Origin of the sequence: Xanthomonas sp. DAR33341 (assembly GCF_003992815.1) — a bacterium.
Lineage (GTDB): Bacteria > Pseudomonadota > Gammaproteobacteria > Xanthomonadales > Xanthomonadaceae > Xanthomonas > Xanthomonas cissicola.
In genome coordinates this window covers 81,083-102,101 of sequence record NZ_QEYV01000048.1, presented here as the reverse complement: position 1 = coordinate 102,101, position 21,019 = coordinate 81,083, and the positions used below count along the sequence as shown (strand labels likewise).

The following is a 21,019-nucleotide window of genomic DNA, read 5'->3' as shown; positions in this document are numbered from 1 at the left end:
CAATAGAAGCGTCGCCCGATCCTCTCGCGTTCGGGCTGGCCGAAGAAGCTCTCCACCAGGAAGCACTGGCGCTTCCCGCTGGTGGCGACGTCACAGACATACCGACCGCGGCGCACCCCCATCACGCGTAAGGCACAGTCGCAGCCACAGGGTGCGGTCGAATCACCACCAACGCGTCTCCCGCGGCGACAGGCTTGCCCGCCTTGCAATGCAAGGCCGCGATCGTTCCTGCCTGACTTGCGGCTACCTGGAACTCCATCTTCATGGCTTCCAGGATCACCAGCGGTTCGCCGATCTGGACTTCCTGCCCGACGTCGACAAGAACCTTCCACACATTGCCCCACATGTCGGCCACCACCGCGCTTCCATCGACAGCCTGCATGACTGCCTCCTCGGCATCCTCCACCGCCTCGACCTTGGGGTCGTTCTGCCACAGCGCCACTTCAGTGGCATAGGCAGTCTGCTGCCGCTCCCGGAATGCTTCGATACTGTTTGCGTCTTGAGCTAACAGCCGCTCGTGCTCGGCCAGATCAAACACGGCATCTTCGACTTTGATGTGCGTGCGGCCGGCACGGAAGTCGGCGCGGAACTGATCCAGTTCAACCTCGGTCACCGGATAGAAGCGCACCCGGTCGAAGAAGCGCAGCAGCCAGGGCTCCGCGCCGAACTGGCGGTTTCTCAGGAACTTATTCCAGATCGGCACCGTACGGCCCACGAGCTGGTAGCCGCCGGGCGAGTCCATGCCATAGATGCACATGTACACGCCGCCAATGCCCACCGTGCCTTCAGCCGTGAAGGTGCGTGCCGGGTTGTACTTGGACGTGAGCAGCCGATGGCGCGGGTCCAGGGGCACGGCACAGGGCGCGCCCAGGTAAACGTCGCCCAGGCCCATCACCATGTAACTGGCTTCAAAAACCGTCGTGCGAACATCCTCGCGGCGGCTCAGGCCGTTAATGCGCTGGATGAAGTCCACGTTGTTGGGCAGCCAGGGGGCGTCGGCCTTCACCGTCTCGATGTAGCGTGTGACTGCACCCAGCGTGGCCGAATCCTCGAAGGCCATGGGGAGATGCACGATGCGGCTCGGGACCTGAAGACCCTCCACGCCGGGTAATTGCGTTTCCAAGGCGATCAGGCGTTCGACCAGCACCGATTGCGCGATGACGCGGCTGTCGTAGTGAATTTGCACAGAGCGCACGCCGGGCGAAAGCTCATGCACGCCGTCCAGCTTCGCGGCCTTGAGCGCTTCCATGAGCAGATGGACGCGCAGGCGCAGCCGCAGGTCCAGCACGTTGGGGCCGTATTCGAGCAGGATGTACTTGTCTCCAGCCTGCCGGTAGGCCACGGCCGGGCGTTGGCCTTCGGCAGGCAGCTCGGCCAGCACGCATTCCGAGACCGTCGCCGGTGCAGCGGGAAGATCCCGCGCTGACAGGTCCGGCAGCGGGCGCAGCAGGCGGATGGCCTCGTCCTGCGCCTGCTCCAGTGCCAGGGCTTCATCGAAGCCCATGCGCCTGAAGCGGATGGTGTCGCCCGGCTTGACCTGACCCACCTTCCAGAGCTCGGCCTTGACGATGGTCGCCGGGCACACGAAGCCGCCCAGGCTGGGGCCATCGCAGGTCAGGATCACCGGCGTATCGCCGGTGAAGTTGATGCTGCCGATGGCATACACGCAGTCGTGCACATTCGATGGGTGCAGCCCGGCCTCGCCGCCGTCGCTGCGCGTCCACTTGGGCTTGGGACCCACCAGCCGCACGCCCAGGCGGTTGGAGTTGTAGTGCACCTGGTAGTCGGTCGTGAAAAAGTTGGCGATGCTGTCTTCGCTGAAGAAGTCCGGCGCGCCGTGCGGGCCGTACAGCACGCCGATGTCCCAGTGTTTGCCATAGCTGGGCACCAGTTCGTGCGGTGGCGTGGCCGGCACGCAGGCCGGCGCTGGCGTGGTGCAGACCGCCGGCTCGGGCCGGCTGATGGGCAGCACGTCGCCCACGCGCAGCGTGCGCCCGGCATGGCCGCCGAACTGGCCGAGCACGAAGGTGGATTTGCTGCCCAGGTACTCAGGCACATCGATGCCACGCCGGATCGCGATGTAGCTGCGGCAACCGCTGCTGGCCTTGGCGATGCGCAGCACCTGGCTGGCGCGCACCGCGATGGGCTTCCACCAGGGCAGCGGTTCACCGTCGTCCAGTGTCGCCAGTGCCGGCGCGCCGGTGAGCGCGATCACCGCATCGCCATGGAACTTGAGTGTCGGCCCTTGCAGCGTGCATTCCAGGCCGGCAGCGCTCTCGTGGTTGCCGACGATGCGGTTGGCTAGGCGAAAGGCGTAGTCGTCCATCGGTCCGGAGGGCGGCACGCCGATGTCCCAATAGCCGGTACGTCCAGGGTAATCCTGCACGGTGGTGTAGGTGCCCGATTCCAGCACCTCGACCACGGGCGAGACATAGTCGTAGCGGTCCAGCAGCAAAGTGGACACCGTCCCGGCCGAAAATTCCCTGCTTTGCAGGATGCTGCGCAGGTAGTCCAGGTTGGTGGCGCTGCCGTGCAGGCGCGTCAGCTCCAGCGCCATCAGCAACTTCTGGCGGGCTTCCTCGCGGTGCGCCCCGTAGGCGATGACCTTGGCGATCAGTGGGTCGTAGTTGGCAGACACCTCGGTGCCGGTCTGCACCCATGTGTCCACGCGCACGTCTTCGGGGAACTGAACATCGGTCAGTATGCCGGGCGCAGGCTGAAAGCCGCGCACGGGGTTCTCGGCATAGACGCGCACTTCGATGGCAGTGCCCCGCGGCGTGGGCAGATCGTCGAAGGATGGCGGCTCGCCAGCGGCAATGCGTACCATCCATTCCACCAGATCCAGCCCGGTGACCGCCTCGGTGATGGGATGCTCGACCTGCAGGCGCGTGTTGACCTCAAGAAAGTAGACGGCATCGCGCGCAGCGTCATAGATGAATTCCACCGTGCCGGCCGAGACATAGTTCACCGCTTCGCCCAGCTTCACGGCGGCGTCCAGCAAGGCGGCGCGGGTCGCGTCCGGCAGGTGCGGCGCAGGTGTTTCCTCGACCACCTTCTGGTGCCGCCGCTGCAGCGAGCAGTCGCGCTCGCCCAGCGCCACAACGCGGCCCTTGCCGTCGCCGAAGATCTGCACTTCGACATGGCGCGCATCGGCGACGAAGCGCTCGATGAAGATGCCGCTGTCCTTGAAGAAGTTCTGGCCAAGGCGCTGTACCGAATCGTAGGCCGTGGCCAGTTCGGCTGCGCTATCGCAGCGCGACAGACCGATGCCACCGCCGCCGGCCGTGCTCTTGAGCATGACGGGATACCCGATGCGCTGTGCAGCGACTTTCGCATCGTCCAGACTTTGCAGCAGGCCGGTGCCAGGTGTCAGCGGCACGCCAGCGGCCTCGGCGATCGCGCGCGCGGTGTGCTTGAGGCCAAAGCGGCGCACTTGCTCGGGTGTGGGGCCGACGAAGACGACGCCGGCCTCCGCACATTGCTCGGCGAACGTGGTGTTTTCGGACAGAAAGCCATAACCGGGGATGACGGCCCCGGCACCGGTCTTCCGGGCAATCTCCAGGATGCGATCGCCACGCAAATAGGTTTCGGCGGCGCTGCTGCTGCCGCCGCTGTTCAACGCCACAGCTTCGTCGGCGACGCTCACGTGCAGGCTGTCATGGTCAGCGTCGGAATACACCGCGACCGACGTCACTCCCATCTTCTTGAGCGTGCGCGCGATGCGCACCGCGATCTCCCCACGATTGGCGATGAGGATTTTCTTGAACATATGGCGTGCTCCGGGCGATGCAGCGGCTTGGCCTCCGACCGGAGCCCACTGCGAATGGGTAGGTGAAGTTCGGGCGCGATGGCCTAGTTCTTCCGGGCCACGTATGCACGCCAACCGCCTAGCGCGGTGATGTCCTCCGCCCCCCGCGTGGCCCAGGACTCGCAGATGAAACCCTGGACCGTGCGGCCATCGATCAGATCCAGGCTGCCGATCCCCAAGGGCGATGGGATCAAGGCGACGAAGGAGCCGTAGCGCTCGACCGGCATGGCCCACAGTTCGACCGCGATGGGCGCGCCTTCGCCCGTGCGCAGCATCCCCGGCTTGGGCGGCACGGTCCCGGGCAAGGCATAGAGGCGATACGCCGCCGAGGTGTGCGTGCTCTCCAGCAGCGTGGCGCCGCGCTCGGTGAGCTGCCCGTTCAGAGGCATGCCCGATAGGTGCGCGCCGACGACCGCGACGATGACGTGGCCATCAAGGCTTGGGGCGGCTGGCACATCGACCGGTGGCAGCTCCTGCTGCGAAGCACCGCGCTTCCAGGGCGCTGCCGCCTGCCAGCGCCGGCCGAACGCGATCAGCCGCGCCTCGTGCCAAGCCGGTGCGATCAGCGTGATGCCTGCCGGCAACCCATCGGCGCGCATGCCAGCCGGCAGCGCAATGGCGCTAAAGTCAAGCAGGTTCACGAAGTTTGTGTAGACGCCCATGCGCGCGTTCATCGTCACCGGCTCGGCCAGCAACTGCTCAATGGTGTAGATGCTGGGCGCGGTGGGCACCAGCAGGCCGTCGAGGCCCTGCATCAGCGCTTCGGCCTTGCGTGCCAGCGCCATGCGGCGGTACTCGGCCTTGTAGGCGTCCACCGCGCTGAAGTTCGTCGCCTTTTGAACGATGTCGCGCACCACCGGGTGCACGACTTCTGGCTTGGCGTTCATCAGCTCCTCAATGGCGGCGTAGCGTTCGCCCACCCAGGGGCCTTCGTAGAGCAGCGCAGCGACCTCGAACAGCGGCGCGAAGTCGATCAGCTCCAGTTCCACGCCGATGGTTTCCAACCGTCGCAGCGCATCGGTGTAGACGCGCTCGGCCTGGATGTCGCCAAACCAGTCGGGCGAGGCGGGAATGCCCAGCACGGGCTTGGCGGGCCAGCTGGCAGGACGGACCGGTGCCTGACGCGAATACGCATCGGAGGCATCGAAGCCGCCCATCGCGCGCAGCGCTGCATCGGCGTCGTCTACGCTCAGTGCCAGCACCGTGATGCAATCCAGCGTGCGGCAGGCAGGCACCAGTCCGCGGTTGCTGACCATTCCGCGTGTAGGCTTCAGGCCTACCAGGTTGTTGTGGCCGGCCGGCACGCGGCCGGAGCCGGCGGTATCGGTCCCCAGCGCAAACGGCACGAGACCACGAGCCACCACGGAGGCCGAGCCCGAGCTGGATCCACCACTGATGTACTCGGCTTTGAAGGCATTGGGCACCGGGCCATAGGGCGAGCGCGTGCCCACCAGGCCGGTGGCGAACTGGTCAAGGTTGGTCTTACCGATGACCACCGCGCCAGCGGCTTCAAGCCGATCGATCACGGCGGCGTTGTGTGTCGGCTGGTAGGCGAACTCCGGGCAGGCGCAGGTCGTGGGCAACCCCGCGACATCGATGTTGTCCTTCGCGGCGAAGGGCACGCCATAGAGCGGCAGCTTAGACAGGTCGCCACCAACCTGCATCAGTTGTTGGGCAAGTCCGGCAAGCCGGGACTGCAGGCCGTCCAGGGAGAGCCGGGAAATCCAGGCGACATCACCTTGCGGCAAGCCGGCGATGAGGCAAGACAGCAGTTCGGCAGGAGCGGCGCCCTGCGCATACGCGGATTGCCAATCGGCCAAGGTCCAAAAAGCGGTGTGGGTCATGGTCGCTCGACAAGTTGGATGACCGCGGGAAGCTCCCCGGCATGAGCGGCGACTGGTCGACTCCAGCAACTGATATCCATCTGAGAATTCTTGATGTAATCGCGCATTCCGAATCCCATAGATACGTCAGGTAGCGTAGGAACGGGATTTTTTGCCAGAAGTGGCGACGTTCTTTGCGAAGGGAATCCTCCTGAGTTATCGGAAATGGGGTCAGGTTGATTTTCTGAGTGAACTTGACCCTATTTGCCTTGCAGCCTCTTCCTCTTTGCGTGCCAAAGACGCAGGCCGGAGCCAGACAAAAGCACCGGTGCAGAACCACTGCCGAGGGCTTTCATCTCATTCCTTGGACCCCTTACATGCCCAGATCAGACAGCCCCGGATGGTCATCCGGGCGACGGCCCAGCGGCCAGTGGAACTTGCGGTCGCTTTCCTTGATCGGCATGTCGTTGATGCACGAGAAGCGGCGCTCCATCAGGCCATCGGCGCCGAATTCCCAGTTCTCGTTGCCGTAGGAGCGGACCCAGTTGCCTGACATGGCATAGCCTCCAATCGAAGTGGATACATCGTCGTTTGAGATTGCGGCGGAGCGTCAGGCCGCTAGCGGGTGGCCTGTTTTAGCAATAACTGCGCGATATCTCTTGCGGTGTCTGCGGCGGCATCGACGTTGCGCACCTGGAGCGCCTGCTTCGTGGGCTGATCGTGCATAGCAGCAATACATAGAACCGATTGATCTGCCTCAGCGTGGCGCCGAACCTGTCGCGCGCTAGTTAGTGAACCCTGGCCGCGGTTTTCCCGCCTTTTTCTGTTTGGGCCATGTCGAGCACTCCAGCCGCCTAGCGGACGGTCGTCGTAAGCGCCTGGAATGTAGTCCAACGGTCGATCACGACGCCGAACGCTCTACCGTGCAGCGCTGAGACGGTAACTTGTGGCAACAGCTCGGCAGGTGATGCGTTTTCGGCCTTGGCGGGATAAGGCGCGGGAGCAGATGCACAATGGACGTCAACAAGAGTCGGGGCGACTTCTTCTAACCTCATCAACGCTTGCATCGGAAGGCTGGGCGAATGCTCCTTGACCTCCCATACATCCCCCACCCGCCATCCTCGCTGCGGCCTCAACTGGAGAACGCACGATGATGAAGTGGATGGGCACCGCGCTGGCCGCGGCACTGTTGATGAGCGGTTGCGCCAAGGTGGAAGGCGAGAAGTTCGTTGGTCACTGGGTCAACCTGCAGTCGCAGGACGAGACGATGGACATCGAGCGCAATGGCGAGACCTTCATGGTCCGCAGCACCACGCCGAAGTTCTTCAGCCGCCAGCCCAAGACCGAGAGCTACCCGGCGGTCTACAAGGACGGCGCGCTGCAGGTCACCAACGATGGCGAGACGGTGAATTTCGCCATCGACGAAAGCAACGGCCATCTCAACACCGGTGGAGAGCAGTACGAGCGCGTGCCGGCCAAATAAGGCCGCAGCTGTCAGCGGCGCCCGCGTGCAGACTTTGACGGTCGCACGCGGGCGTTCGGCAGGTGGGCAGGTGGGCAGGTGTGTGCCTCCTTCGATGCGGATGAGTGCGCCGAAGCGAGCTGGAGCAGCACGCTGTTTTCGAGATGGCTGCATGGTGTTGCAGGCGTATAGGATCACGGCCTTGTTCGAGGCCGTGCAATGCGCATCCATTCAAAACACATCCCCCATTTCCGCCTTGCGCGTGCGTCGGTCTTGACGGTGGCGCTTGCCCTGTTCGCTGGCCAGGGGTTTGCGCAGACCGGTAACGGCCCGACGTACGTTGCCCCGACGCCGACGGTTGCGCCGCCGGTGGACCACGCATTTGCCGGGGTGATGCGCGTGGACGTGGATGCCACCGATGTCGCGCGCCGCATCTTTACTGTGCACCAGCAGATACCGGTAGACGGCAGCGGCGCAGTGACGCTGCTGTATCCACGTTGGGAGGCCGCCAGCCACGGGCCCAGCCTGACGGTCACCGATCTTGCCGGCCTGGAGGTCAGTGCAGCGGGGCGCCGCCTGCCATGGCGGCGCGATGGCTATGAGCCGCATGCCTTCCATGTAGAAGTGCCGGCCGGTACGCAGCAGATTGAGGTGCGGTTCCAGATGCTGGCCGGCGGCGAGTTGCTGACACGCGACATCGTGTCCGTGCCCTGGCAGCGGTTGCTGCTGTACCCGGCCGGTTGGTATGCCAGGAACATTCCGGTGGCCGCCATGGTGACGCTGCCGGGCGGGCTGCGGCCGTTCAGCGCCTTGGACGTGGAGCGCGCGGGCGGTACGCACTACGCCTTCAAGACGACATCGCTGGAAACGCTGCTGGATGCGCCGGTGCTCGCCGGCCGATACACCGCGCAGCTGCCGCTGACCGGGGCGGTGTCGCTGGATATCGTGGCGCAGCGGCCCGCCGACCTGCAGGTGCCGCCCGCACGTGTGGCCGAACTACGTTCGCTGCTTGCGCAGCTCGGCGCGGTGTTCGGTCCGCCGCCGTTTGCACGCTACGCCATCCTGGCGCGGCTGAGCGACGAGGGGTCGGCCGGCGGCGCCGAGCATCGCGCGTCCAGCGAGAACGGTTTGGCGTCGTCGCATTTCCAGGACTGGCTGGGCCAGATCCTCTCGCGCGACCTGATTGCGCACGAGATCGTGCATGCCTGGAACGGCTTTTACCGGACGCCTGCCGATTTATGGGCACCGACGCCGAACGTGCCGGTTTCCGGACGTCTGTTGTGGATGTACGAAGGACAGACCGAGTTCTGGGGCCGCGTGCTGGCGACGCGTGCCGGCCAGTTCACGCCCGATGAGGTGCGCGACCGCCTGGCGCTGGAAGCAGCGGAGATCGCAGCGCGGCCCGGGCGGGCATGGCGCTCTTTGTCCGACGACGTGCACTACCCGGCTTTCATGTTGCGCCAGCCGGTGGCGTGGCGCGACTGGCAACGCCGGCGCGATTACTACTCCGAAGGGGTAATGCTGTGGCTGGCGGTGGATGCCGAACTGCGCACGCGCAGCGGGGGCAAGCGCAGTATCGACGATTTCGCGCAGCGCTTCTTTGCCGGCGCTACGCCGAGCGCGCCGACGCGTACCTATACGTTCGAGGATATCTGCGCCACGTTGCATGCGGTGGCGCCAGCGGACTGGGCAGGCTTCCTGCGCGGGTGGATCGATGCCCACGACGAACTGGACACCACGCGCGGCCTGACCCAACACGGTTGGTCGCTTGTCTACACCGACACGCCGACTGCGGCATTCGGTGCCAGCGAAGAAGAAGCTGGCGTTGCCGATCTCACCTACTCGATCGGATTGACGGTGCGCGCCGACGGCATGGTGCGCACGGTGGCCTGGAACGGCCCCGCATTCGCGGCCGGGCTGCGGCCGGGCACGCGCGTGTCGACCGTCAATGGAGCGCCGTTCACGCAGGACGCGGTGCGCGATGCGGTGCGCGGCTCCGCACGCCGCCCCATCGTATTGGGCATCGCACAGGACGAGCAGCGTGCGGACGTGCAGATCCAGTACTCCGGACCACTGCGCTATCCACGGCTGGAGCGGCTGGCCAACCGGTCCGACACCCTGGCCAGGCTGCTTGCGCCACGCTGAGGCGATGGGCGCCGGCTGCCGCCACCCGTTGCCACGTACTCCACCGCGCCAGACCCTCTGCCCTTCCATGGCGCACAAGCCTTACAGTGCGCTGGCACGCCGGGTCCGGCGCTGCCCAACCGTTCAATCCAGCAACCACGAGGGTGTCATGAGCAAGGGGATGGACCAGAAGAAGAACCAGAAGAAAGAGCCGACCAAGACGCTGAAAGAAAAGCGCGCGGCCAAGCAGGAAAAGAGGGGCAAGTAAGCGCCTGGCCTGTTGGCAGGCGGACGCAATTGGAGGGGAAGCCCCACCTCGCGCTTCGCGGAGGACGCCGGACGGCGCCACTCCGCGAAAGCTGCGGAGCGCTCAGCGCGCGTGTTGCTCCTCGTCATCGTGGGCGAGCGCGGCCTTGGCCAGCGCCGACAGCAACAGCCTGGCTTTTTCCGGACGCACAACCTCGGCGTGGCCCACGTGCTCCACCGGGCTGGCGCCCTCGCGGTGCATGGGGGTTGGCTGGAACAGCAGGCGCGCAGTGCCGGGCAGCGCTGCCAGCAGGGTCAGCGGATCGTAGAGATTGAGCTTGGTCACCTGCGGCCAGATGGCGTCGAAGCTCATGGAACCTTGCTGACCCGCTGCCACTGGATCCTGCGGTTGTGCTGCGACGAACGTACGGAAGAACCACGCCGTATCCAGGTCGCGGATCAGGTTGGCCTGGATGCCTTCCCACAGGCCTTTCAAGGCGTTTTTCTGGACATCGCGCAGGTACTCGCCCACGGGGTGGCCATTGCGTGCGATGCCTTCGTAGAACGCGGGCGGTACGGCGGCCCTGTAGGCAGCTTCCTTGGTCAGGATGCGCAGAGGAATGCCGAGTTGCTGCGCGCGCCGGTAAAGCGCACGGGCGGCGTGGATGTCGGTGGCGTTGTTGTAGGGGCGCGCATCCGGTTGCACGAAACCATCGGCGTCCCTGGCCGGGTCGATGCCTCCCATGATGGTGATGGACGCGACCTTTTCCCGCACCAGATCGCCCGCCTCGGCGAGCAAGGCGCTGGCATCGGTCATTCCGGCGATGACCACCATGCCGAGCTTGTGGGGCGAGGTCACCAGACGCTCGCGCATCGCACGGACGCCATCGGTGTGGACGGCGTCCGGCGCCGCACGCAGCGCGTCTCCCTCGGCGAGGAACTTGGAATGCTCCCGGGCCTGCGTGGACGTCATGGGATAGTCCTGACCGCGCGCGACGCGAACATCCGGCAATGCCAGGCGATCGAAGACACCCTTTGCCAGCTGCGCGCGTTGCGATCGCATGTCGGCATCGCCCAGGGTGACGACGACGTCGGTCAGACGCAAAAAGCCTTCGACCTGCAGCTGCTTGGCGATGGTGTAGGTCACGACATCGTCGGGGTCCCTGTTCGGGTCGGTGAACAGCAGCGTGTCGAGCGGCAGCTGCGGCCGGTGCAGGCGCAGCTCCCGCAGTACGGCCGCCTCGGTGGGCGTCAGCACGGGTGCGTCGGCGACGCCGAGTTCTGACAGCATGCTGCGCTGAGCAGGCGTCAATCGCGCGGGCAAGCTCTGCGTGCGTCGGTGCCGTGGTCCGTCCGGGCGGGGAGGACGGCCAATGATGGTCTGCAAGGCGCCCGGCGGCGGCGTCTGCGGGGGAATGTGCCGGCACGGCAACGGGTGGGGGATCGCGCAGGTCAACCGTCATGTCTGCGCTGGGCAAACCGGCGGTGGATCGGATTCCGGTGGGCTGCATGTAAGGACCTCTGACAGTGAACGGCGGTGCTGGCAGCCCTTGTCGGCAACACGACAGAACCGGTGCTCACGCTCATGCGTGCGCACGCTGCACGAAACAGTCGCGCGTTCGCGCTCACGCGTGCGTCAGTGGGCGTCAGCAATGGCATGCGGCGCGATCACGCGGTCGAGCAGGCGGCCAGGCTCGCAACGTTACCCACGTCCAGCACAGCGCCATGCCGGCGTGGTGAATTCCTGTGTGCGGCGACGAAGAGACACCGACAGGCGCGCCGCCGCATCAACTCAAGCCCACGCCGGTGTTGGCGAGCAGCGCACGCGCCGTGCCGAGGTCGTCGTGCTCGCGTGCTTCGCTTGGCACAGGCCGACGCTGAACGATATGTCGGGCACTGCCATGGCATCCCACAGCGCCTGCGCGATGCGGTGCTCATTGTGACTGTCTCAGAAGCGTTGGCTTTCCTGGGCACGATCGCTTCTCATACAGCCTCAAGCCACAAGCACGTTTTACCTGTTGCTGCCTCAGAGGCCTTCTTTTCCCTGGCTATCTCTGCGTCTGTTGATACGTTTTCCGCATCAGAATAGAGAGCCCTGGATGGGATTGCCCAATGCGGTTGGCGTTGTTGCTCGCAAAGGTGATGCAGCATCCGCAGTGGGTTGCATCTGCTCCGCACCCAACCGCCATGCCAGTCCCGAGATGCGTGCGGCGTGGCGTGCCAGTGCGCTACGGATGACCGCTTCGCTGCCGGCCAGGTGCAGGGCGCGGCGGGCGCGGGTGATGCCGGTGTAGAGCAGTTCGCGGCTGAGTACGCGGGCATCGCGGGTGGGCAGTTGCAGCCAGACCTCGTCGAATTCGCTGCCTTGGGCCTTGTGCACGGTCATGGCGAAGGCGCTTTCGTGGGCGGGCAGTGCGGCGGGGTGGAAGCCGCGCACCTGGCCGTCGCCGTCGCCTTCGAACCAGGCGACCAGGGCGGCTTGCGGGTCGCGCACCGAGGCGGGACTGGCTTCGCTGCGCAGACAGATGCCGACGTCACCGTTAAACAGGCCATGGCGATAGCTGTTTTCGGTGATCAGCAGCAGGCGGCCGTGAAACCAGGGCGAGGCCGCACCGAGGCGGCGGGCACCGGAGCCACTTTCGGCCAACAGTTGTTCGATACGGGCGTTGAGGCCGCGCGCGCCTTGCGGGCCGGCGCGCACCGCGGTGAGCAAGCGCAGGCGGCCGGCCTGGCGCAGGGCATCGGCCGGATCGTTGGTCGCGGTCAGCGCGTGCCAGTGAGCGAGCAAGGCATCACGGCCCAGGCTCAATGGGTCATCGCCGTCTTCGTGGAAGTGCACGCCTGGCAGCGTGCCGCTGCGCAGTAGCGACAGTGCGGTGTCGGCATCGCCAATGCGAACGGCATCGGCCAGCGGCGCCAAGGCGAAGTCGGCGGCCTGGCGGTAGCCGCGTAGTAAGTGCACGCGGTGGCCGGCGAGGTGACCGACGGGTGTGCTGGCGGCTGGGGCGGTCACGGGCGCGCTGCCCAACAAGGGTTGCAGCGCGCGCGCATCGTCCGGCGGCAGCGTGTCGGCGGGACCGGCGGCCTGCAGGATGGCGGCCAGCACGTCGCCGGCTTCCACCGAAGGCAGCTGGTCGGCATCGCCAAGCAGGATCAGCTGGGTGCCATCGGCGACGGCTTGGACCAGTTTGCACATCAGCGGCAGGTCGACCATGGACGCTTCGTCGACGACGATCAGGTCGAACGGCAGCGGGTTGTCGGCGTCGTGGCGGAAGTGCGGGGAATCCGGAATCACGCCCAGCAGGCGATGCAAGGTGCTGGCGCCGGTGGGCAGGGCGCTGTGCCAGGAGAAGTCGGTAGGAGCGGTGCCCTCACCCGCCCTGCGGGCACCCTCTCCCGCAGGCGGGAGAGGGGACGCGCCTTGATGTTCTGCGGGCAAGCCCTGCTCGATCGCGCGCGCCAGCGCGATGCGCAGGCTTTCGGCCATGCGCTCGGCAGCGCGGCCGGTGGGCGCGGCCAGCGCGATGCGGGGGGGCGGTTGGCCGGCGGCATGAGCCTGGGCGAGACGCAGCAGCAGCAGACGGGCGATGGTGGTGGTCTTGCCGGTGCCAGGGCCGCCGGTGATCAGCAGCAGGGCGCGGCGCAGCGCCAGCGCGGCGGCCTGGGCCTGGCGATCCTGGCCGGTGGTCGCGCTGGGAAACAGCGCAGCAAACACCGCAGCGAGGGCAGCACTCTCGGTCGCTGGCAACGTGTGTGACGCGATGCGGGTCAACCCGGCGGCCAGGCGGGCTTCGTATTCGCGATAGCGGCGTAGGTAGAGCAGGCCATGCTCAAGGACGAGGGGTGCGTCGCTGACCGCAGCAGCCAGCGGATCGTCGGGTTGGGCGATCCACGGCGAGGCCTGCAGTTGGGCCATCCAGGCGTCGGCCGCCGGCCAGGCGACGTCTGCATCGACCAGCAGCCGTGGGCGGCGGGGATCGAGGCCGGCATGGCCATTGGCCACGGCCAGCGAGGACAGCGCAGCTGCCAGCAGCACGGTATCGGGCGTGTCCGGACGCAACCGACGCAGGCTCTGCGCGAACGCGTGGTCGAGCGTGCGCAGATGGCTCTTGGCCTGCAGATCGGCGAGCAGGTTCATGCGAGTGCCTCGGGCGGCGCGCCGGCGAAGAGCGCATCCAGTGACTGCACCAGCGCCGGTGCGAAGCGCCAGGCGTGGATGCCGGGCGCCGTCGTACCCTCGACCGCGGGGCGTGCCGCATCCAGGCCGCGACAGAACAGATAGCGTACGCCGCCGAAGTCGCGGGCGTAGTCGTAGGCGTCGCCCAGGCGGAAGCGCAGCCAGCGGTGCAGGGCCACGGTGTAGATCAGCGCCTGCAGTTCGTACTCGCTGTGCGCCATGGCCCGCGCCAGGGCGTCGGCGTCGTAGCTGGGCAGGCGGTTGGATTTGTAGTCCAGCACATACCAGCGCCCGTCCGCGCTGTAGGTGAGGTCGATCAGGCCGGTCATCAGGCCTTCCAGGCGCTGGCGCGCGCCGAAGGCCTGGCGGTCGCCGACCACGCCAAACCGATGCAGCAAGGCGAGCAACGCATCGATGCGGGTGGGCCGCATGGCGAAATGGAATTCCATCTCGTTGCGGCGCTGCGGTTCGGGCACGTCGGCCAGGCGGGTGCCTTCGGGCAATGCGACGGTGAGCGTGTGGCCGATCAGCGCGGTGAGCATGCGCAGGCCGTCGTCGAGGTCGTCCTGGGCGTAACCGCCGCGTTGCAAGGCCTCCAGGATGGGTGCGGCCTGGCCGTCGGGCGCGGGTTGGCCGGGCCGCCAGGCCTGCCAGGCGGCGAAGTCGCAACGTTCGAACACGTCGTGCATCACCACGCCGAAGCGGTTGCCGGCAAAGCGCGGATCGAACGGCTCGGCGTCGGTGGCAACGGCCACGGCAACCGCCTCGCTGCCGGACGGTTCGTCGCTGCCGCCGCTGCCGACGACGGTGGCGCTGGCCATCGGGTCGGTGGCCGCGCCGGCATCGGCGTTGGCCAGTTGGGTAAAGCTATACACCCACCACTCGGGTGCGATGTGACGCTGCGGATTACGCGCGAGCGGCACCTGCGCCTCGCTCGGAGCCGGCAGCCGCGGCAGGTGGGCCGGCGGCGTGGTGGTGTCCACCACCACGGTGCCCTCGCCCGCCGCGCCCTGCAGCGCATCGAGCGCACGCAGCATGGCCGACAATGCGGTGCGTTCGTGCTGGTGGAACGGGCCGCTGGCGATCCACAACGCGTGCTCGGCGCGGGTGAGGCCGACATAGAGCAGGCGCGCGTCTTCGGCATCCTGCTCCTTCTTCCATTCCTCTTTGATCGCTTTCCATTCCATGGAGTCAACGTCATCAGGCCAATGCAAACAGCGTTTGCCATCCCGATAAACAATCACACGCTTGCCAGGCTTCTGGTCCGGTGGCTTGCGGCCGATGCCGACATACGGCAGGAACACCAGCGGATATTCCAGGCCCTTGCTCTTGTGCAGGGTGACGATCTGCACGCGGCGCGCATCCGATTCCAGCCGCAGCTGCTGGGCGTCGTCGTTGTCGTCGGCATTGGCGATGCGCCGCGACAGCCAGTCGACCAGGCCATGCGGGCCGAGTGCGCGCGCATCGGCTTCCTGCAGCAGTTCGGCCAGTTGCAGATAGTTGGTGAGGCGGCGTTCGCCATCGACCAATGCGAGCAGACGTCGCCCGTGCGTGGCGCCGAGGTCGCCGATCAGGGCGAGCGGGCCGCCGCGCTGCCAGCGTTCGCGCCAGTCCAGCGCCTGTTGCTGCCAGCGGCGGTGACGCTCGCCGTCGCGTTCAAGTGCGGCGATGGCGATGGCGTCTTCGCCGATCAAGACCGTGGCCAAGGCGGCGCGCAGGCGGCTGTCGTCGCCCGGGTCGAGCAAGGCCTGCAGCAAGGCAAGCAATTCCAGCGCCTCTTCCGTGGCGAACAGGCTTTGCTTGCCGGCGGCCACCGCCGGGATGCCCACCGCGCCGAGCGCCTGCTGGATGCGCGTGGCCTCGCCGTGGCTGCGCACCAGCACGGCGATATCGCCGGCCTGCACCGGGCGACCGCACACCGTGGCCGTGCCGTCGCGGCCACCGGCCAACCAGCCGCGGATCGCTGCAACGCACGCGGCGGTCGCCAGCTCGCGCGCGCGGCCGGCGCTCCAGGGCTTGGGCTTGCCTTTCGCAGGCGGTGGCGGTTCCGGCGCCCGCCACAGCGTCAGTGCCGGCGCAGTGACGCCATCGCGTTGCAGGTCTTCATCGACGCGCTTGGTCCCAGCCCGCACCGGGTGGAAGGCGATGCCGTCGGTGAGGAAGGCATCGGCGTAGCCGGCCTGCGCGTACAGCGCGTCGATGGCCGCCAGCACGCCGGGGCGCGAGCGGAAGTTGTGGCTCAGCGGCGGCGCCCGTTCGGCGGTGACTGCCGCGGCCAGATAGGTGCGCACATCGCCGCCACGGAAGCCGTAGATGGCCTGCTTGGGGTCGCCGATCAGAAGCAGCGCCGGTTCCAGTCCGGCGGCTCGTGCGAGCGGGCCTTCGCCGAACACGTTGGAAAAGATCGACCACTGGCGGTCGTCGGTGTCCTGGAATTCGTCCACCAGCGCGATGGCGTATTGCGTGCGCAGGCGTTTGACCAGGGCGTCGGCCTGCGCGCCCTGCAATGCCTGCGCGACACCATCGACGAGGTCGTCGTAGGTCTGCACGCGGCGTTGCCGCTTGAGCAGCGCCAGCCGTGCCATGGCATCGTCGCGTAGCGCATGCAGCAACGCGATACGGCGGTTTTGCTGCCATTGTTGTACCTGTATGTCAGCTTGTCGCCACACTTGTAACGCATCGAACAAGGGTGAGCACGGTACGCGATCGCGCGCCCCATCCCTGCAAAATTCGCGCATGCGTGCAGGCAGCAATTTGTCTAGATGTGCCTTCTCGTCCAGTATCCAGTGAGCATCGGCAGTACCGTTCCACAACTCTTCAAAAGCCTTGTCAAAACTTGCACGGCGCGCACGGCGACCATCGAAGACCTTGTTGTCGAATGCGGAGGCGATGGCGTCGTAAGCCGTGTCGCCGTGCGCGCGCAGGGTAGCGACCAAGGCTTGCGCGGCAGCTTGGCGGATTGGTGTTGGATCAGGTGCTGGCGTTGAAGGCCTTGGTAGCAACTGCGGGTGCCGCACCAGCGCGCGCAGATCGCTGGCCAAGGCCTCGGGGCCGCCCGACCACAGGGCGATGAGATCTTCGGCCATCACCGCATCGGCGGCGCGCTGCCGCCACAGATCGGCCGCGACTTCGCCGAGCAATTCGCGATCGTTGGCGAGCAATTCCGGCGCAGCGAACGCCTGCCCGCTTTCCAGCGCGTGTTCGCGCAGCACGCGCGCGCAAAAGCCGTGGATGGTGAACACCGCAGCCAGATCGATTTCTTCCACCGCCTGCTGCAGGCGGCGACGCAAGGCGGCGGGCGTTTCGGCGCCAGCGTCCAGATGGGTAGCGAGGATGGCGCCGGTGAGCAGCACATCGGGTGTTGCGTGTAGGAGCGGACCTGGCCGCGACGGGTCGTCGGCAAGGTCGGTCGCGGCCAGGGCCGCTCCTACAGAAGCCGATGTGGCGTCGGACGACTCGCTCGCGGCCAGGGCCGCTCCTACGAAAGGCGGTGGCGCATCGGGGACCAGGCTTGCGGCCAGCACCAGGCGTTCGCGGATGCGGCGGCGCAGCTCCTGCGTGGCGGCTTCGGTGAAGGTCACCGCCAGGATCTGGCCGATGCGCAAGCCGCGCTCGACCACCAGCCGCGTGAACAGCGTCGCTAGCGTAAAGGTCTTGCCGGTGCCGGCGCTGGCCTCGATCAGGCGCACGCCGTGCAGCGGCAACTGCAGATACGGGTCGGTGACGGGGCTGATGCTCATTCGGCATCCTCGCGCGCGCCGTGCCAGTGTCGCCAGCTGTCGATCACCCGCTCGGTCTCGAGTGGCGCGCCGGTGTTCCCCTGTTCGAGCAATGCGTACACGCGATGGCTGGTGGTGGCGAACGCGGCGAAGCGTTGCGCGTCGGCAAACGGGTCGCGGCCGCGGGTGACCAGGCGCAGTTCCGGGCTATGCGATTCGCTCCAGCCAAAGCCCGATTGCCACTGCCCAGCCGCCTCCTTGATGGCCTTGTCCAGGTCGCCGCCGCGCGCGGCCTGGTGATATTTCCAGCTGCTGTACGGCGCGAAGGCCAGCGGTGTCTGCACGCCCTGGCGATACAGCTGCAGCAGCTCGGCCAATGCGGTATGCGCCTGCGTTTGCGACAGCGGTTGTGCATCGATGGGATGCGGGCCCAGGCCGTCGTCGTGTTCGAAGAAACGCACGTATGGCGCGTGTTCGCCAGCGGCGCGCAGCAGCAACCACTCCAAGCCGTGGCGAATGGCGCTGCGCCCGCTGAGCGCGCCGACCTGCACGCGCCCCACGCCGCTTGCGTACCAGCCCGGCACACGGCCGTGCAGTTCGATCTCGCCAATCTGCACCTGCAGCCGGCGCGACTGGGCCGGGGACTCGCCACGCCACTGCCGGAATGCGTCGGCATACGGGCGCAATTGCGCCACGCGCTCGTCGAGCTGGCGCCGCCCCAGCGGGCCGGACGGCAGCAGCGCGCGCGCGCGCAGGCGCTCGTATAGGCCTTCGGTGTCGCCGGCCAATGCAGCTTCGAATACCTGCTGCTGCAAGCCGTAGTGATCCAGCCCGCGCGTGGGGGCGAGCAACGGTTCCAGATCGCTGTCTTCGCCGGCCGGATCGGGCAGGCGCATGCCCAACCGATGACGCAGAAACTGCCCGGCAGGGTCGGTCAGCAAGCGGCGCAGCGCGTCGATGGACATGCTAGCCGGCAAGGCGATCTCTTCGGCCGGCAATGCACCGGCCACCCACGGCGCCAGCGGCTGCCGCTGGCCGACCAGGCTGTCCACCGCCGGCCGCCATTGCCGGCGATAACTGAAACGGCGCGGATCGGCGCCGTCGTCGCCGAGCGCACCGAACGCGGCGGCGGCGAATGGCTGCAACGGGTGCCGCACCACCAGCGTGTCGAGCGCGTTGCTGGCGGCGTGGTACTGCGCAGCGCTCGCCAGCAATTCGCTGATCAGCACCGACGGCTCGCGCACGCTGCCATCGCGCGCATCGGCACCGAGATAGCTGAGGTAAAACACCTCTTGCGCGGAGGCGAACAACTGCAGGAACAGGAAGCGGTCGTCCTCGCGCGTGGAACGGTCGCCGTGCCGGCGACGCTCGGTGCCCAGTTCCGCGGTGAGGCGATTGAGCCCGGCGGCCGGGTCGCGGCGCGGGAAGTCGCCATCGTTCATGCCGAGCAGGCAGATCACGCGGAACGGCAGCAAGCGCATCGGCACCATGCGCCCGAAACTGATGCCGCCGGTGAGCAGCGGCGCACGCGTATCCGAGTCGCCCAGCACCGCGGCGAAATGCGCACGCACCACCTCGGCCGGCACCTTGCCGGCGTACTCGGCGCGTACCGCATCGCGGGCAAACTGGTCGATCAAGGTGCGCAAGCGATCCAGCGCGCGTTGCGCGCGCGGCGCAGTCGGCGTGGCCGGGATCAATGCCTCGAGCAGACCCAGCAAACGCTCGCGCCACTCGACCGGTGTCATCGCGTCGGCCAGCGCGGCTTGATGCCGTTCGAGCACGCGCAACAGCCGCAACAAGGTGTCCAGTGCGGCCAGTGCGCTGCCTTCCAGCTGCGGCCACGGCGCTACCCCATCGATGTCCTCGTCGGCGCCGCTGGCATGGCCGAGCAGCAGCCGGTCCAGCGCGAAACGCCAGGTATAGGCATCGTCGCCCGGTGCCTGGTGCTGGCGCCGGTGCGCCGCATCCAGGCCCCAGCGCGCGCCGGCCGCGTGCAGCCAATTGCGCAGGCGTTCCAGCCCGGCTTCGTCCAGGCCGGCCGCTTCGGCGATTGGCGCGCTGGCCAGCAGGTCGAGGATTTCATGCAGCCCGAAACGCGCGATCGGCAAACCGAGCAAGGCGAGGAACACTTCGGCCAGCGGTTCGCTCGCCAACGGGCTGGCATCGGCCAGCGCGTAGGGCAGCGCGTCGTCGTTGCCGTGGCTGCCGAACACCGCATCCAGATACGGCACGTACGGGTCGATGTTGGGCGACAGCACCGCGATCTCGCGCGGCTGCAGGGGCGGGTCGAAGCGTGCATCGTCGAGCAGCGCACGCAGTTGGTCGTGCAATACCTGCAACTCGCGCAGCCGCGTGTGGCAGGCGTGCACCTGCAGGCTGGGGTCGTGCAGATTCACCGCCGGCAATCGCGCGTCAGCTGCAGGCCCGCGGCGATGGAACAGATCGCTCTGCATGCGCCGCAACAGGCTGTCGCCCAGCCCGCCAGCGGCCAGCGTGCGGCGGCCGGAGTCCAACGGGTCGGCGTAGGCGGCAATTTCCGCCAGCGGGTGCACCACTTCGTAGTCGCCCACCAGCGCCATGAAGTCGCGCCCGGCTGCGCCCCAGGCCTGCAGCAACGGGTTTTCCTGCACCTGCTCGGCGAACAGTTGCACGGCGCCGTCTTCGCGCCGGCGTTGCCGCAAGGTCTGCAGGTCGCCCCAGTAGCCCTGCGTCGGGGTGGGCAGATAGAAGTGCAGCGTACCCACGCGCGCCTGCGTGGCCAGCACGCGCAAGACGTCCGGCGAGATGTTCAAGATGGCGAAGGCGAACACGCGCGGCGGCAGGCCTTGCGGCAACGGACCATCGGCACGCGCGTAGCGGTCCAGATACTGGCCGATGCGCCGTGCGCGGTATTGCCGGCCGGCGGCGATGCTGCGCCACAACCGTGCCTGCGGGTCGTCCGGATCGGCGCCCGCTTCCCAGCGCAGCAGCCAGTCGCGGCGCCATGCCTGGTATTTTTCGAACACGCTGCCCAGCTCGCCGGCCAGCGCCCACGGCTTGAGCGCATCGCCATCGGACAGATAGCCGGCCAGTGGCGCCAACGCAGCATCGCTGCCCAGGTCCGATTGCAGGGCCGCATACAACCGCCACTGCGTGGTGGCCATGTCCAGGTCGTCGTCGGCCGCGCCGAGGTTGCGCTCCAACGCGCGCGCGACGAATTCGCCGGGCGTGAGAAATTCCAGATTCGCCGCAACACCGTGCTCGGCCGCAAGCGTGGACTGCAACCAGCGCCGCATCGCCACCTGCGGAATCAGCACCACCTCCGGCTGCAGCAACGGCTGCCCGGGCATCGGCCGGCGCAACTCCTGCGCGAGCAAGGCGGCCAGGGTATCCAGCGCATTGGATGGATAAAGACGGAAATCGGGCGCGGAAGTGGCGTGCATGCGTGGCGCATTGTGCCGGATGCGCGCGTGAGGCGTTGTTGGCCGCCGTGTCGGCGCCCAGGTGGCCGCGCTGAGCGCAAAGCCGCACGGCATCGCGCACCGGCGCTGCGCGAAAGATGCCGATCGACCGCGCGCGCAGCCCGCTTCAACAACTGCGATCAGGCATCACGCCGCATACGACGCGCTGCCATCGTCACGCGCAAGCCTTGGAACCGCCAAGCGCCGCCCTGCACCGCGC

At 67.3% G+C, this 21,019-nt stretch carries 8 protein-coding genes and 2 pseudogenes; 3 read left to right on the top strand and 7 right to left on the bottom strand.

Going from position 1 to position 21,019, the window contains the following annotated elements:
• Nucleotides 1–121: 121 nt before the first annotated feature.
• The 3 genes and pseudogenes from uca to EO156_RS23230 form a co-directional block, all read right to left on the bottom strand.
• A complete protein-coding gene (gene uca, locus EO156_RS23240) occupies nt 122–3,769 on the bottom strand; it encodes an urea carboxylase (RefSeq protein ID WP_016849225.1) in 3,648 nt (1,215 codons plus the stop codon).
• A gap of 83 nt (nt 3,770–3,852) precedes the next feature.
• Entirely contained in the window at nt 3,853–5,652 is a 1,800-nt protein-coding gene (gene atzF, locus EO156_RS23235) for an allophanate hydrolase (protein WP_016849224.1), read from the bottom strand.
• A 352-nt stretch (nt 5,653–6,004) separates the two neighbouring features.
• Nucleotides 6,005–6,184, bottom strand: a pseudogene (locus tag EO156_RS23230) (DUF1348 family protein); the annotation flags it as partial.
• A 597-nt stretch (nt 6,185–6,781) separates the two neighbouring features.
• Here EO156_RS23230 and EO156_RS23225 point away from each other — a divergent pair.
• The 3 genes from EO156_RS23225 to EO156_RS24225 all read left to right on the top strand — a co-directional run bounded on the left by EO156_RS23225 (nt 6,782) and on the right by EO156_RS24225 (nt 9,485).
• On the top strand, nt 6,782–7,114 hold the full coding sequence (locus EO156_RS23225) for a hypothetical protein (protein WP_003482333.1): 333 nt from the start codon (nt 6,782–6,784) through the stop codon (nt 7,112–7,114).
• A 198-nt stretch (nt 7,115–7,312) separates the two neighbouring features.
• Nucleotides 7,313–9,238 carry a M61 family metallopeptidase gene (locus EO156_RS23220; protein ID WP_029829712.1) on the top strand — a complete coding sequence of 642 codons (1,926 nt, stop codon included), beginning with the start codon at nt 7,313–7,315 and terminating at the stop codon, nt 9,236–9,238.
• Between the two features lie 67 nt (nt 9,239–9,305).
• Nucleotides 9,306–9,485 (top strand): hypothetical protein, encoded by a 180-nt coding sequence (locus tag EO156_RS24225; protein ID WP_003482327.1) that lies wholly within the window; start codon nt 9,306–9,308, stop codon nt 9,483–9,485.
• A 102-nt stretch (nt 9,486–9,587) separates the two neighbouring features.
• Here EO156_RS24225 and xopQ read toward each other — a convergent pair.
• The 4 genes and pseudogenes from xopQ to recC all read right to left on the bottom strand — a co-directional run bounded on the left by xopQ (nt 9,588) and on the right by recC (nt 20,781).
• Nucleotides 9,588–10,974 (bottom strand): annotated as a pseudogene (gene xopQ / locus EO156_RS23210) (type III secretion system effector XopQ).
• 569 nt (nt 10,975–11,543) lie between these two features.
• Nucleotides 11,544–13,601 carry an exodeoxyribonuclease V subunit alpha gene (recD, locus tag EO156_RS23205; protein ID WP_050595570.1) on the bottom strand — a complete coding sequence of 686 codons (2,058 nt, stop codon included), beginning with the start codon at nt 13,599–13,601 and terminating at the stop codon, nt 11,544–11,546.
• Nucleotides 13,598–17,380 carry an exodeoxyribonuclease V subunit beta gene (gene recB, locus EO156_RS23200; protein ID WP_029829716.1) on the bottom strand — a complete coding sequence of 1,261 codons (3,783 nt, stop codon included), beginning with the start codon at nt 17,378–17,380 and terminating at the stop codon, nt 13,598–13,600. Before recB ends, recD begins: the two co-directional genes overlap by 4 nt.
• Nucleotides 17,377–20,781, bottom strand: coding sequence for an exodeoxyribonuclease V subunit gamma (gene recC, locus EO156_RS23195; RefSeq protein WP_029829717.1), 3,405 nt, complete (start codon nt 20,779–20,781; stop codon nt 17,377–17,379). The genes recB and recC overlap by 4 nt, the downstream gene beginning before the upstream one ends.
• Between the last annotated feature and the right edge of the window lie 238 nt (nt 20,782–21,019).

What these genes read in the sequence shown, in the direction of transcription:
- uca (WP_016849225.1), bottom strand. Translation starts at nt 3,769, where the DNA reads ATGTTCAAGAAAATCCTCATCGCCAATCGTGGGGAGATCGCGGTGCGC.
- EO156_RS23220 (WP_029829712.1), top strand. Translation starts at nt 7,313, where the DNA reads ATGCGCATCCATTCAAAACACATCCCCCATTTCCGCCTTGCGCGTGCG.
- recD (WP_050595570.1), bottom strand. Translation starts at nt 13,601, where the DNA reads ATGAACCTGCTCGCCGATCTGCAGGCCAAGAGCCATCTGCGCACGCTC.
- EO156_RS23225 (WP_003482333.1), top strand. Translation starts at nt 6,782, where the DNA reads ATGATGAAGTGGATGGGCACCGCGCTGGCCGCGGCACTGTTGATGAGC.
- recB (WP_029829716.1), bottom strand. Translation starts at nt 17,380, where the DNA reads ATGAGCATCAGCCCCGTCACCGACCCGTATCTGCAGTTGCCGCTGCAC.
- atzF (WP_016849224.1), bottom strand. Translation starts at nt 5,652, where the DNA reads ATGACCCACACCGCTTTTTGGACCTTGGCCGATTGGCAATCCGCGTAT.
- recC (WP_029829717.1), bottom strand. Translation starts at nt 20,781, where the DNA reads ATGCACGCCACTTCCGCGCCCGATTTCCGTCTTTATCCATCCAATGCG.
- EO156_RS24225 (WP_003482327.1), top strand. Translation starts at nt 9,306, where the DNA reads ATGGCGCACAAGCCTTACAGTGCGCTGGCACGCCGGGTCCGGCGCTGC.